Source organism: Gillisia xinjiangensis (assembly GCF_046298265.1).
Classification (GTDB): Bacteria; Bacteroidota; Bacteroidia; order Flavobacteriales; family Flavobacteriaceae; genus Gillisia; species Gillisia xinjiangensis.
Genome location: NZ_JBKAHK010000002.1, coordinates 158,320 through 171,542 on the forward strand (window position 1 = coordinate 158,320; position 13,223 = coordinate 171,542).

Annotated in this window: 11 protein-coding genes; 3 read left to right on the top strand and 8 right to left on the bottom strand. The window is 37.5% G+C overall.

Annotated features, from left to right (window positions below; translation table 11 throughout):
* Positions 1–34 precede the first annotated feature (34 nt).
* Positions 35–1,351 carry an adenosylhomocysteinase gene (ahcY, locus tag ACKGJN_RS01800; protein WP_409537707.1) on the top strand — a complete coding sequence of 439 codons (1,317 nt, stop codon included), beginning with the start codon at positions 35–37 and terminating at the stop codon, positions 1,349–1,351.
* 76 nt (positions 1,352–1,427) lie between these two features.
* Here ahcY and ACKGJN_RS01805 read toward each other — a convergent pair whose 3' ends face one another.
* From ACKGJN_RS01805 to ACKGJN_RS01820, 4 genes are all read right to left on the bottom strand, one after another.
* On the bottom strand, positions 1,428–1,772 hold the full coding sequence (locus ACKGJN_RS01805) for a putative signal transducing protein (RefSeq protein ID WP_409537708.1): 345 nt from the start codon (positions 1,770–1,772) through the stop codon (positions 1,428–1,430).
* Positions 1,773–1,888: 116 nt separating this feature from the next.
* A complete protein-coding gene (gene rpmA, locus ACKGJN_RS01810) occupies positions 1,889–2,149 on the bottom strand; it encodes a 50S ribosomal protein L27 (RefSeq protein WP_409537709.1) in 261 nt (86 codons plus the stop codon).
* Positions 2,150–2,174: 25 nt separating this feature from the next.
* Positions 2,175–2,903 (bottom strand): 50S ribosomal protein L21, encoded by a 729-nt coding sequence (gene rplU, locus ACKGJN_RS01815; protein WP_409537710.1) that lies wholly within the window; start codon positions 2,901–2,903, stop codon positions 2,175–2,177.
* Between the two features lie 107 nt (positions 2,904–3,010).
* Positions 3,011–3,475 (bottom strand): DUF4199 domain-containing protein, encoded by a 465-nt coding sequence (locus ACKGJN_RS01820; protein WP_409537711.1) that lies wholly within the window; start codon positions 3,473–3,475, stop codon positions 3,011–3,013.
* Positions 3,476–3,665: 190 nt separating this feature from the next.
* Between ACKGJN_RS01820 and ACKGJN_RS01825 the strand changes: the two genes are divergently transcribed.
* Positions 3,666–4,991, top strand: a complete 1,326-nt coding sequence (locus ACKGJN_RS01825; protein ID WP_409537712.1) for a M16 family metallopeptidase — start codon at positions 3,666–3,668, stop codon at positions 4,989–4,991.
* A 20-nt stretch (positions 4,992–5,011) separates the two neighbouring features.
* Positions 5,012–7,081, top strand: coding sequence for a M16 family metallopeptidase (locus ACKGJN_RS01830; RefSeq protein WP_409537713.1), 2,070 nt, complete (start codon positions 5,012–5,014; stop codon positions 7,079–7,081).
* A gap of 32 nt (positions 7,082–7,113) precedes the next feature.
* Here the strand turns inward: ACKGJN_RS01830 and ACKGJN_RS01835 are convergent, their stop codons facing one another.
* From ACKGJN_RS01835 to gldD, 4 genes are all read right to left on the bottom strand, one after another.
* Positions 7,114–8,022, bottom strand: coding sequence for a DMT family transporter (locus ACKGJN_RS01835; protein WP_409537714.1), 909 nt, complete (start codon positions 8,020–8,022; stop codon positions 7,114–7,116).
* Positions 8,023–8,167: 145 nt separating this feature from the next.
* Positions 8,168–9,484, bottom strand: coding sequence for a RagB/SusD family nutrient uptake outer membrane protein (locus ACKGJN_RS01840; RefSeq protein ID WP_409537715.1), 1,317 nt, complete (start codon positions 9,482–9,484; stop codon positions 8,168–8,170).
* Between the two features lie 11 nt (positions 9,485–9,495).
* A complete protein-coding gene (locus tag ACKGJN_RS01845; RefSeq protein WP_409537716.1) occupies positions 9,496–12,492 on the bottom strand; it encodes a SusC/RagA family TonB-linked outer membrane protein in 2,997 nt (998 codons plus the stop codon).
* Positions 12,493–12,633: 141 nt separating this feature from the next.
* Positions 12,634–13,194, bottom strand: coding sequence for a gliding motility lipoprotein GldD (gene gldD, locus ACKGJN_RS01850; RefSeq protein ID WP_409537717.1), 561 nt, complete (start codon positions 13,192–13,194; stop codon positions 12,634–12,636).
* Positions 13,195–13,223: the final 29 nt, after the last annotated feature.

The window sequence follows — 13,223 nt, forward strand, 5'->3', positions numbered from 1 at the left end:
AAACTGAAAATTTCTATAAATCAAATATAATAATATGTCTACTAAAACGGTGCCTTATACGGCCTATAAAGTGAAAGATATTTCCCTTGCAGATTGGGGAAGAAAGGAAATTGAACTTGCAGAAGCTGAAATGCCAGGCCTAATGTCCTTACGCGAAGAATTTGGTAGCGAGCAACCTCTAAAAGGTGCCCGTATTGCAGGTTGTTTGCATATGACCATTCAAACTGCAGTTTTAATTGAAACATTGACGGCTTTAGGTGCAGAGGTTACCTGGAGTTCTTGTAATATATTTTCCACTCAGGATCAGGCTGCTGCTGCTATTGCGGCTGCCGGAATTCCGGTTTATGCGTGGAAGGGTATGACTGAAGAAGAATTCAACTGGTGTATAGAGCAAACTTTATTTTTTGGAGAAGATCGTAAACCACTGAATATGATCCTTGATGATGGTGGGGATCTTACCAATATGGTGTTGGATAAATATCCTGAAATGGCTGAAGATATTAAAGGCCTTTCTGAAGAAACCACTACAGGAGTGCACCGTTTATATGAGCGCGTAAAAAATGGAACACTTCCAATGCCTGCTATAAATGTGAATGATTCTGTTACCAAATCAAAATTTGACAATAAGTACGGATGTCGCGAAAGTGCAGTAGATGCCATTCGTCGTGCTACCGATGTTATGTTGGCCGGGAGACGCGTAGTTGTTTGCGGATATGGAGATGTAGGGAAAGGTACCGCAGCTTCCTTTAGAGGTGCGGGGTCTATTGTAACAGTTACAGAAATCGATCCTATTTGTGCGCTGCAAGCTGCAATGGATGGATTTGAAGTTAAAAAACTGGAAAATGTCCTTGAAAAAGCAGATATCGTAATTACCACTACAGGAAATAAAGATATCGTTCGTCCTGAACATTTTGAAGCGATGAAGGACAAGACAATTGTAGCCAATATTGGCCATTTTGATAATGAGATTGCTGTTTCCTGGTTGAATAAAAACCACGGAAGCACTAAAGTTGAGATCAAGCCTCAGGTTGATAAATATACCATCAATGGAAAAGACATTATTCTTTTAGCTGAAGGAAGACTGGTGAACCTTGGTTGCGCAACCGGTCACCCTAGTTTTGTGATGAGTAATTCATTTACCAATCAAACCCTGGCTCAAATTGAACTTTGGAAAAATTCAGATAAATATGAAAATGACGTTTATATGCTTCCGAAGCATTTGGACGAAAAAGTAGCCAAGCTTCACCTGGAAAAAATAGGAGTAGAACTTACCGAATTATCCCAGGAACAAGCTGAATATATAGGGGTTACTGTTGATGGGCCTTTCAAACCGGAATACTACAGGTATTAGATATGAGATTTCAGATTTGAGAATGGAGAAAATCCTCTTTGATTAAATTCAGGGAGGATTTTTTTATGCTTTTTAATTATGGGTTCATAAACCACATGATAAGGAATGCAACAATAATTAATACGAGCGCAGCCAAAAAAATGAAGATCCATTTTCTGGCAGGTTGGTTCCTTCGTTGTTTCTTCAAATCATCTTTCCATTCCCCTAAATACCCTATCTGTTTCAGAATTGTTTTTGCCTTAACTATCTGAGATTCCTGTACCTGAATCCGCATTCCTTCACCTCCCATTCCTGCGATTCCAGCGGAGGAACTGGTATGTTCATCAAGTATTTGATAATTTAGTTTCTCTTCTTCAAATTTGTGTTTGATTATCGAGACCTCTGCACTATCGTGAGTTCTGTAAATAGTAGAATAATCCATATATCTTTAGTATTTAACTTTTAAGATACGAAAAAACCCTTTCAGATTACTCTGAAAGGGTTTTTTAAATATTTAAAAAAGAAATCCACAATTCCCCCATCGTGGGTTAGGGGGCTTTAAGCTTCATACGGTTCAATAGAAACGTATGACTTATTGTTTTTCTTTTTTGTGAATTTTACAAGACCGTCTACTCTCGCATGTAAAGTATGGTCTTTTCCTCCATACACATTCTCTCCAGGATTGTGTGTATAACCTCTTTGTCTAACGATGATGTTCCCGGCGATTGCGGCCTGTCCTCCAAAGATCTTAACACCTAAGCGTTTTGATTCAGATTCCCTACCGTTCTTGGAACTACCAACTCCTTTTTTGTGAGCCATGGCTTAAAGTTTTTCTAGTTAATTCTTATTTGTTCTTAAGCAATTCTTTTGCCTGCTTCACCCATTCGTCAGATTCGATCTTATCACGGGTAATACCTTCAAGAGCAGAAAGTTCTTCTCTGTCGGCTGCTTTAAGTTTGCTAATTTGCTCATAAGTATAAATACCTATGTCATTCAATTTCTGTTCGTAAACCGGTCCAATTCCGTTGATAAGTTTCAAATCATCGGCATCAGATTTTGGAGCAGTACCAACACTGTGAAGAAGTTTATCAACATTTATTTCAATGTTTCCTTCTTCAGCTCTGTTTTCAGCACGACTTACCAAATTTTCACTTACTTCAACTTCTTTTTTAGCAGAAGGAGTTGCAGCGGTTTTTTTGGTTTCTGCCTTAGGAGCAGCAGCTTTATCTTCCTTTTTAGCAGAAGAAGCTTTTTTACCACCCGGCAACGTTATACCTACGATAGAAATTTCAGTTAAGGATTGACGGTGACCATTTTTGACACGGTATCCTTTTCTTCTTTTCTTTTTAAAGACAATAACTTTGTCTCCTTTAAGGTGTCTGGTGATTTTAACATCTACCAAAGCACCGCTTATAGCTGGGGCGCCTAAAGTAATAGTATCACCATCTCCGGTAAGAAGAACTTTATCAAAAGACAAACTGTCTCCTTCTTCTCCCGCAAGGCGGTTTACAAATACTTTCTGGTCTTTTGCAACTTTAAATTGCTGCCCTGCTATCTCTACAATTGCGTACATAGCGTATTTATTGATTAATTTATTTAATAGAAAACCCGCCTTCATTTTTTTAAAGACGGGTGCAAATATACTCTTAAATAATTAATTAGCAAAGGCTTTGTAGATTTTTACAATTGCTGCTTCCTGACTTCCTTTGTGTTCCAGGAATCCTTTAATAACTGCATAAATGCCAACGTTAATACCACTGTTGTTGCAAATCCCATTATTGCAACCGTAAAAAGCACCATTCCTAAACTTATATGCCAGCTTGTATCCCAAACCGAAAGCAGTTCATTTATGAATCCCGGATTCAATTCAGTAGAATAAACTCCGAAGAAAATTGTAAAAAGTATGGTGGCAATAAAACCGGTTTTTAGCCCTATTTTAAAGCCTTTCTGATATTTATATTTATTGCCCATCTTTCTTTTTGAAGCAATAATGGCCAAAAACAAACCTATTCCCACAATAACCGGATTGAACAAGCTAAACACAGGGTTTGCATGAAGTCCAAAAAGAGAAAGTATCAAAAAATACGCTATCAAACCAATTGCAATCACAATTCCATATAAAAACGGAACACCTAACTTTTTCATTTTAAATATTTTTTGTTCGTAGTACCTAAAGTTCTTAAAAATTACGCATAACATCACTTAAGAGCCTGTTAATTTTAAAATTCTTCACTGCCAAATGTGCCAAAAAACATAAAAATATTTTTTCGTGATACTCTGTAACAATCAGGTGGTTTGGCATACTAATAGAACACATTAATAAAAAACTTTAAAAATGATCAACAAAATTAAATTAACAGCCTGTGCTTTGATCCTGGGGGTTTCGGGGATTGCACAAGAAGTTGAGTTTACAGAATATGATTTAGATAACGGACTACATGTTATTTTACATCAGGATAACACTGCCCCAGTTGTTACAACTTCAGTAATGTACCACGTCGGAGGAAAAGACCGACAAGATGGAAGAACCGGATTTGCTCACTTTTTTGAGCATTTACTATTTGAGGGAACTGAAAACATACCAAATGGGAAATGGTTCGAAATTGTAAGCAGCAATGGAGGAACAAACAACGCGAACACCTCTAATGACAGGACTTACTACTACGAAATTTTCCCTTCTAATAATTTAGAATTGGGGTTATGGATGGAGTCCGAGAGAATGATGCATCCAATAATTAAACAAAAAGGAGTAGACACCCAAAATGAGGTTGTAAAGGAAGAAAGAAGATTAAGTTATGACAATAGACCTTATGGGAATTTATTGCAAGCTGTCTCTTCCAACTTATTTGAAAAGCATCCATATAAAGATCCAAATGTTGGATATATGGAAGATTTAGATGCTGCTACGTTAGAAGAATTTAAAAATTATTTCGATAAATATTATGCTCCTAATAATGCGGTTTTAGTTGTTGCCGGAGATATAGACATTTCCAAGACCAAAAAAATGATACAGGATTATTTTGGGCCAATCCCTAAGGGAAATCCTGTAGTGAGAGACATGCCTAAAGAAACTCCTATTACTACAGAAATCAAAGCGACAGCTTACGATGCTAATATTCAATTACCCGCTACTGTTTTAGGATACAGAACTCCTTCTTTTACCGATAAAGATTCATATGTTTTAAATATGATTTCTGATTATTTAAGCAATGGTAACAGTTCAAAACTTTATAAGAAGTTGGTAGATGATAAAAAAGAAGCACTGGCTGTTCAAGCTTTCAATCTGGAACAGGAAGACTACGGAATGTATTTAATATTTGCGATCCCACAAGGAGATACTTCATTAGAGACATTGAATAGTGATATGGAAGAAGAAATAGCGAAAATTAGAACTGATTTAATTTCAGAAAAAGATTTTCAAAAACTTCAGAATAAAGCAGAGAACAACTATGTGAATTCGAATTCCAGCGTAGCGGGAATCGCAAATTCTTTGGCGAGCAATTATTTATTATATGGCAATACTGAATTAATAAATGAAGAGATAAACATTTATAGATCTATTACCAGAGAGGATATAAAAAGAGTTGCTAAAGAGTATTTAAACCCAAATCAGCGAGTTGTTTTAGAATATTTACCAAAAGCTGAAGAAGCAAAACAATAAAAATTTACAAAATGATTAAGATGAAAAATAATATAATAGCTTTTGCTGCAATATTGTTTCTTTCTGTTGGAGTGAATGCTCAAATAGACCGAACCAAACAACCGGAAGCAGGTCCTGCTCCAAAAATTAATATTGAAGAACCCGATAGTTTTACTTTAGACAATGGTCTTAAAGTAATGGTGGTTGAAAACCACAAACTTCCAAGAGTGTCGATGTCTTTAAGATTAGATAATCCACCAATACTTGAAGCAGAAAAAGCCGGAGTTTCCAGTTTATCAGGTCAATTACTTGGAACAGGAACTCAAAAAATGTCTAAAGACGATTTTAATGAGCGTGTAGATTATTTGGGAGCTAGTCTTAATTTTTATTCTAGTGGAGCAGCTGCCAATACTTTATCGAAATATTTTCCAGAAGTATTAAAACTTATGGCAGATGGAGCTATAAACCCGAAATTTACTGAAGAAGAATTTATCAAAGTAAAAGATCGTGAGATCGAAGGTTTAAAATCCAATGAAAAAAATGTCGCTTATAATGCAAGCAGAGTAAGATCTGCCTTGGCATTTGGGAAAGATCATCCATATGGAGAATTTTCTACAGAAGCAACAGTGGGGAGTTTAAATCTTGCCGATGTACAATCTTTTTACAAGACTTATTTTACACCACAAAATGCATATTTAGTGATTGTTGGAGATGTGAAATTTGAGGAGGCTAAAAAGTTGGTAAAAGAAAATTTTTCCAACTGGAAAGAAGGGACTTTGCCTGATTATACCTTGCCAAAAGTTGCTAATTTGGAGAGAACTGAAATTCAATTTATCGATATGCCTAATGCAGTTCAAAGCGAAATTGCCTTGGTAAATACTATAGATTTAAAACAAAAAGACCAAGATTATTTCCCGGTTTTAGTGGCAAATAAAATTCTTGGTGGCGGTGGAGAAGGCCGTTTGTTCTTAAACTTAAGGGAAGATAAAGGATACACTTATGGAGCATATTCAAGAACTGGAAATAATAAATATGGGGCTGCAACTTTTGTTGCAAGCGCAAGTGTTAGAAATGCTGTAACCGATAGCTCTGTGGTTGCTTTCTTAGATGAAATCTATAGAATTAGAAATGAAAAGGTTTCAGATAAAGAGCTTGCTAATGCAAAAGCTAAATATACCGGAGATTTTGTATTGTCTTTGGAACAGCCAGCTACTATTGCCAGATTGGCTTTAGATGTAGAAACTGAAGATCTTGATGAAGATTTTTATGAAGATTATCTTAAAAATATCAATGCTGTATCAGTAGAAGATGTGCAACGGGTTGCGAAAAAATATTTCCTGGCAGACAATTCCAGAATTGTTATAGTGGGAAAAGGAAGCGAAGTTGCTAAAGGCTTGGAGAATCTTTCTTACAACGGAAAAGCAATTCCGGTAAAATATTTTGATAAGCAAGCCAATCCTATCGAGAAGCCTGAGTTTAACAAAGCAGTAGATCCGGCAGTTACTGCAGAAGCTGTTTTAGATAAATATATCCAGGCAATAGGCGGAAAGCAAGCCTTAGATAAAGTAAGCAGCCTGCTAATGAATGCATCTGCAGAAATTCAAGGTCAAAAATTGGATCTTGAAGTTAAAACCACTGCAAATGGAAAATCGCTACAAGTGGTTTCTATGGGCGGAAATGCCATTAGTAAGCAAGTGTTTGACGGAACTACAGGATTTGCGGTTATGCAGGGCCAGAAAGTACCATTTACTGAAGAGCAAATAGCCGATGTTAAAGCGGAGTCCATACCTTTCCCAGAATTAATCGTGGAAGATGCCAGAGTAATGGGTATTGAAGCTGTTGAAGGAAAAGACGCTTATGCAATCGCATTAAACGATAAAACTACCGCTTATTACGACGTGGAAACCGGTTTAAAAGTGAAGTCTGTAAAAACTGTTTCCCAGGGTCCGCAAACTATGGAAGTTCCAACCGGATATAGCAACTACAAGGAAGTTAATGGAATTAAATTCCCGTTTATGATGACCCAATCTTTTGGGCCGCAATCCATAGAATTTACCGTTAGTGAAATCAAATTAAACCAGGGAATTGAAGACAGTGATTTTATAGAATAAAGATTTTTTATTAATGTAGAAACGACCGGCTCTTAAAGGCCGGTCGTTTTGTTTGCGGTATATAAGTTCTTGGTACGGTTCACTAAAAACACCCCTAACAAAATAACAAGAGCTGAAATAAGCTGAAGATAACTAAACACCTCACCATCTAAAAATCCCCAGCCCAGGGCAACCAACGGGATGGTATATGTAACCGAAGTGGAAAAAACAGGATCGGAGATTTGGATAAGCTTGTTAAAGATGATCATGGCAATTCCGGTTCCTACCACTCCTAAAATCAGAACATATAGCAGGGAACGAGAGAGCACAGGATTTACAGCAACCTCACCTAAAGAAAACCCGGTAAAATACAGTACAATTACCGATGGAATTAATAATACAAGGAAATTTCCCGTTGTGATACCCAGGGCAGAGATATCATGCATATATCTCTTGATGATGTTTACGTTTATTGCATAACAGGCAGAAGCCACAATCACAAGGCCCGAATAGAAATAATTCTGGTCCGGATTAACTTGCGCACCGCTAAAAATAAGCCCCAAGGTCCCCAGCAATCCTATGATAACCCCCAAAGCCTTATTCTGGGTAAAGACAATTCTAAAGAATAAAATGCCGAATATAAGGGTCATCAAAGGTGTAGTAGAATTTAAGATAGAAGCAATGGCACTATCTATTTCAGTTTCAGCAAAAGCAAAGAGATAAACGGGAAAAAAAGAACCTAAAAAAGCAGAGAGAAAGATCCATCTCCATTGACTTCTGTTAATTTTCAGAAGACTTTTAAAACCAACCATTACCAAGAAAAGCGCTGCAAAAATAATTCTGAAGGAGCCTAATTCCAAAGGGCTTAAACCTGCAAGTCCCTTTTTAATAAGGATGAAAGAACTTCCCCATACCAGTGAGAGCAGGATTAGGTAAATCCATTTAATATTTTTTAATGGCATTGATTAAATTGGAATAGAAAATATTGGATAATTAGTGCCAAATGTAAAATAAAAACGGGATAAAAAGTATGAAAATGAAAAAAGGTCCAATGTGCTTTAAAAATGCAAATTGGACCTTTTTTGTTAAACAACTAAAAACTAAATACTACTCATTTTCCGTAAGGGGAATTGGGAATTTGGAAAAAACATCATCCCCTGCCCTGTCTATTGGAAGTGTGTTGAGAATATTATATCTACGGGCATCGATCCACCTGTGGCCTTCCCCATACAATTCGTATCTTCTTTGCTTCAGCATTTCAGCCGTTAACGCAGCCTGTGTTTGAGGGCCAGAATAATCTGGTAGTGATGCAGCGTTTCTAATTACATTGAAAGCTTCTACCGCTTCAGTAGGATTTGCGGTAATATTTGCTTCAGCATATAAAAGTATTAGTTCCGCATTCCTAATTACGGGTATTTCCTGAGTTCTGGTGGTATAAAGAAAAAAGTCATAGTCACCAGATAACCCATCGAAAGTAATGGTTTCCTCCCGAAGGCTAATCTTTTCATCTACCCTGTTATCACCAGCTTCCGCTTCAGAAATAAATTTGGGTTGTACAATCCTGGCACCGGCAGCAGATGCATTTTGTTGAAAAAATACAGGATTTATCAAATCATTTTGATTTTCGGAAAAAACATAATAAACACCGGTATCAAGATCACCATTTAAATCTAAAAAGGAATCTTCAAGAAAGCTTAGCACTGCAGGGAAATTCCCCTGATATGCAGCTACCCTGGCAGAAAAAGCCTTATTTATTTCTAAAAATCCTTGAGGCGTGTTAAATTCGGAAAAACCGGAAGTCATTACAAATGGAAACTCGCTACCTCCACTTGCAAGATCTGTAGCCGCGCCCGTCAATAAAGATTGAATTACAGATAAAGCTTCAGCTTTGGATACAATCGGCCCTAAATTATCGGGATTATTCACATCCAGTCGAATACCATTTTCATCGGTAAGGTTCAAATTCAGCAACAGTTCATAAGCCTTGATTGTATTTAGAAATCCACGGGTAGCACTTAATTCCTCCGTGCTAAAATCGGCCGTAGTGTTATTTAATCCCTCCAGGATAATATTTGTATTTTTTACGCTTCTATACCTGGCAGCCCAGGGAGTTGTGATATAGAAGGTATTATTATCAAGCACCGCATTTTGCTTGCCCAATAAATCGGCGGTAAACCGGGGATCGGAGCTGGAAAACCTATAAAATTCCCTTCCAATAACCCCCACATCATCGTAATAGGTACCTAATCCCACTCTCATACTATAGAAAACACCTCCCACGAGGTCTTGTAAATCTCCTCTGGATAAATCTTCTACCAAAGCATCTACTTCAGGACCATTTAAATCGGAAAACTCTTCCACGTCACATGAAGTGGAAAGTATTCCAATGGCCATAAAAATCATCACTTTATTTATAATTTTCATATTCATCTCTTTTAAAAGTTAAAGGCTACGTTAAACAAGAATCTTTTGGAAGCGGGAAAAGGAGTAACTTCTACCGCATTGAAAATTCCTCCTCCACCAAAATTGGAGACTTCTGGATCGTAGCTGTTATAATCAAAAATGTTTATTAGATTGGTTCCGGAAAAACCAAGTTTGATTCGTTCAAAGGTGCCATTCATAATTCGATTGGTAAATTGTTGAGGAATGGTGTAGTACAATCCTACTTCCCTCAATCTCAAATATCCTGCATCTTCCACGAAAACCCCTGCGGAAGATCCCAGTTGACTAACCCTATATCTTCCATTTCCAAGTAATCCTTCAGGATCAAGGTCTAGTGTGTCATAATCGTGACTTGTCCCACTTAAATCAGTTAAAAGGGCTGTAAGGTTAATATTATCCCCTCCCTTTTTCCATTGCCACAAAAAGGAAAGATCAAAGTCCTTATATTTCAATTGATTATTAAATGCCATTTGAAAATCGGGTTCCGAATCTCCAAATTTCTGAAGGCCATTAGGACCAGGGTTTAGTCCAATCCCAACAATTTGTGTGGCACTTTGTCCCTCTTCTATTCTGAAAGTTCCTAAAGTCGCACCAAAAGCTCCTACATTAAAAGCAGGAACATCAAGTTTTGTAATTTCCGATTCGTTTTTAAAGAAGTTTACGCCAAAATCCCAGGTGAAATCCTTATTGTTAAACAAGACAGCATTTAGTCCAATTTCAATTCCTTTATTCTGAAGGCTTCCCGCATTTACAAATTCGGATGTAAAACCGGAAGAGGGTTGTTTAGCGGCTTGCAGGATTAAATCGTCTACCGTTTTTATATAATAAGTAATGGACCCTGTCAAACGATTTGAAAACAAACCGAAATCAATCCCGGTTTCAAACTCCTTTTGTCTTTCCGATTTCAAATTCGAGTTCCCTTTCACTCCTCCCAAACTGATTCCTTTTAGGGTAGCTCCGTTTAATCCAATACTTGAAAAGCTGTTATAGGAAGTAAACAATGCTCCAATTGGTGGAAAGTTCCCCGCCTCTCCATAGGCAGCCCTTAACTTGAATTGGTTGAGAACAGAACTGTCATTCCAAAAATCGAACTCATTCAAATTCAAAGCAACAGAAGCTTTGGGATAATAGGATAATTCATTAGCATCCCCATTATTAGAGGATTTATCGCCCCTAATACCCACAGTTGCAATTACTTTATCCTGGAAATTGACTTCTTCCTGCACAAAAAACCCGGCATCTTCCTGTTTCTGGCGGGTTTGATCTACACCGGTATTGGTAGCCTGATCTACATTGCTTTCTGAAGCTACAAGATCAGTAGCTGTGATAAGGTAACTATTTCTATCGAAATACTCACGGGTTAACCCGGCCTGAGTCCTGAAATTTATATCGTTGTCGGTAAAAAAATTATGAACCAGGAAGGCCGATAGGTTATAGTTTTGGTTTGCGGTACTTCCCTGGACCGACACTCCATTTTGACCCCGGTTAGAGGGTTTTTGAAACTGAAGTTCTTTTGGAAAGAATGCAAAAGTGTTGAAGCCATAATAATCTACCCCACCGCGAAGGATGAGTTCAAGATTTGATTTTTCTGCTTTATAAATATCGATATTGGCGGTTCCCCCCATTATCAACCTGTTGTTTTTTTCATTGTTAATTACAAGTTCCCTGGTTTGAAGAATGTTTGAAGCACCCAATGGGTTATCAGGAAAGTTCCCGTTTTCATCCGGAAATAAGTCTAACCATGGCACTGTTCCGGTCAATGCTACTCCCATGGAAGTTCCAGTGTTATCATTGTTAAAATATCCACGATTTGATGATGAATGGATATAATTGGTACTCAACGAAAGTTTGATAAAATCATTTGCCCTATGATCCACATTCAATCTCAGGGAAATTTTTTCATATCCGGTATTCTTAACAATCCCTTCTTCGGTATTATGGGTAACTCCTGCAAAAAATCTGGTTTTATCTCCCCCACCACTGGTACTAAAATTAGTAATGGAAATCATTCCTTTTTCTCCGAACAGTTCCTTTTCATAATCTATAAGCCTGTTTTGATCCCGGGCTGTGATAAAATCCTGTACGGCATCTTCCCCAAAACTTGCTAAAACCCTTTCTTCAGTATAATCTCTTACTCCCAAGAGATTGCTTACCTCTGTCCATCCTACAGATTGGGAAAATTTATAGCTGGTTTCACCGGCAACTCCCCTTTTGGTAGAGATAATTACCACTCCTGCAGCAGCGCGACTTCCATAAATAGCAGCAGCAGATGCTCCTTTTAAAATTTCAATATTGGCGATATCCTCCGGATTAATATCGGCGATCCTGTTGGTGGGATTATCCTGATTAGATGCACTACCCCCGGATGCAGCCGCAGAAACCGCATTTAAACCCGCTGCAATCGATGAGTTATCCACATAAACTCCATCTATAATATAAAGCGGTTGGGTATTGCCCTGAATAGAAGTTGCTCCTCTTAATTTAACCGATAGTCCACCACCTGGTGCACCTGAGGTAGCACTTACTACTGCTCCGGGAAATTTTCCGTATAATGCTCCATCCAAAGTAGCAGGAGTGGTTGTTCCTACAAGTTCTTCAGAGCTAATAGAAGCTACAGCATTTGCAGAGTTCGTTCTTTTTATGGAAGTTGCCAATCCGGTGACTACTACTTCATCCAGGGAGGACATCGCTTCAACAAAAGGTATTGCTAAAGGAGCATTGTTGATTACGCGAACTTCCTGTGATTCAAAACCTATATAGGAAAACACCAAAGTTGTAGGAAGTGAGGCTACCCTTATGGAAAACTCTCCATCAATGTTACTTGTAGTACCATTGTTAGTACCCTTTTCAATTACGTTTACAAAGGGGACTGATTCCCCCGTAGCCTGATTCACTATTTTCCCGGTTAAAGTTTCCTGCGCAAAAAGCGACAATGGCAATAATAACAGGAAAAGCATTATCGAAATGCGATTAGAATGAATTTGCCTCATAGTTTTTTAATTTTTTGATTCAGCTGACCAAAATATAAAAAAACTTAAGGATTTCCTCAATTAGTTAATTTTAATTTAATATTCTTTTACAATTGTTAAATTAAGATTAGGTTTCAGGATTAAAGTATCCATTTTCGTAAATTATTTCCACCGAAGCGTTTCCATCAAATGTTTAATATCTTTCTTTAAAAACTCCGCAGCAGGCATAATAGAATCAAAATTAGGTTTTTGATTGAAATACAGGGATCCTGTAATAAAGTGTGAAGTGCTGTCGGTAAGGTAAAACTGCGCCTGGGAAGCTGCATTTCCTTCAACTTCATATAGCATTCCATAAGTTTTATGAACAGGGTTTTTATACACGTCTCCCTCAATAAAATCGGCTTTTATGGTATGTTGCAAAGGGAGTTTTTGAGCGTCCATTAAAAGGGAACCCAGGTTGTTATTAACATCCTGATAGGTGATAAAAAGCGTTGCATTCAGCAATGGATAATTAATGTTTATCCAACAATTTCCGCTGCCCTTAGCATCTAAAATTCGGGAGATCTCATTGATTTCAAATTCATAAGGACAGTCCAGGTTTGCCTGTGTGTAGGTGGCTTCGGGAAATTCCAATGCAAGAAAAGCCTTCGGTTTAGGCAGGGTTTCGTCTTTGCAACTAAAAATAAAAAGAAGGAGTGAAAAATATAAAATAAGTTTCTTCATCGGTATAATTTATTCTGAAGCAATTATCC

Bases quoted from the DNA above. Each gene is read 5' to 3' on its own strand.
- ACKGJN_RS01835 (WP_409537714.1), bottom strand. From the start codon at position 8,022: ATGCCATTAAAAAATATTAAATGGATTTACCTAATCCTGCTCTCACTG.
- ACKGJN_RS01825 (WP_409537712.1), top strand. From the start codon at position 3,666: ATGATCAACAAAATTAAATTAACAGCCTGTGCTTTGATCCTGGGGGTT.
- ACKGJN_RS01840 (WP_409537715.1), bottom strand. From the start codon at position 9,484: ATGAAAATTATAAATAAAGTGATGATTTTTATGGCCATTGGAATACTT.
- ACKGJN_RS01820 (WP_409537711.1), bottom strand. From the start codon at position 3,475: ATGAAAAAGTTAGGTGTTCCGTTTTTATATGGAATTGTGATTGCAATT.
- ahcY (WP_409537707.1), top strand. From the start codon at position 35: ATGTCTACTAAAACGGTGCCTTATACGGCCTATAAAGTGAAAGATATT.
- ACKGJN_RS01845 (WP_409537716.1), bottom strand. From the start codon at position 12,492: ATGAGGCAAATTCATTCTAATCGCATTTCGATAATGCTTTTCCTGTTA.
- rplU (WP_409537710.1), bottom strand. From the start codon at position 2,903: ATGTACGCAATTGTAGAGATAGCAGGGCAGCAATTTAAAGTTGCAAAA.
- gldD (WP_409537717.1), bottom strand. From the start codon at position 13,194: ATGAAGAAACTTATTTTATATTTTTCACTCCTTCTTTTTATTTTTAGT.
- ACKGJN_RS01805 (WP_409537708.1), bottom strand. From the start codon at position 1,772: ATGGATTATTCTACTATTTACAGAACTCACGATAGTGCAGAGGTCTCG.
- rpmA (WP_409537709.1), bottom strand. From the start codon at position 2,149: ATGGCTCACAAAAAAGGAGTTGGTAGTTCCAAGAACGGTAGGGAATCT.
- ACKGJN_RS01830 (WP_409537713.1), top strand. From the start codon at position 5,012: ATGAAAAATAATATAATAGCTTTTGCTGCAATATTGTTTCTTTCTGTT.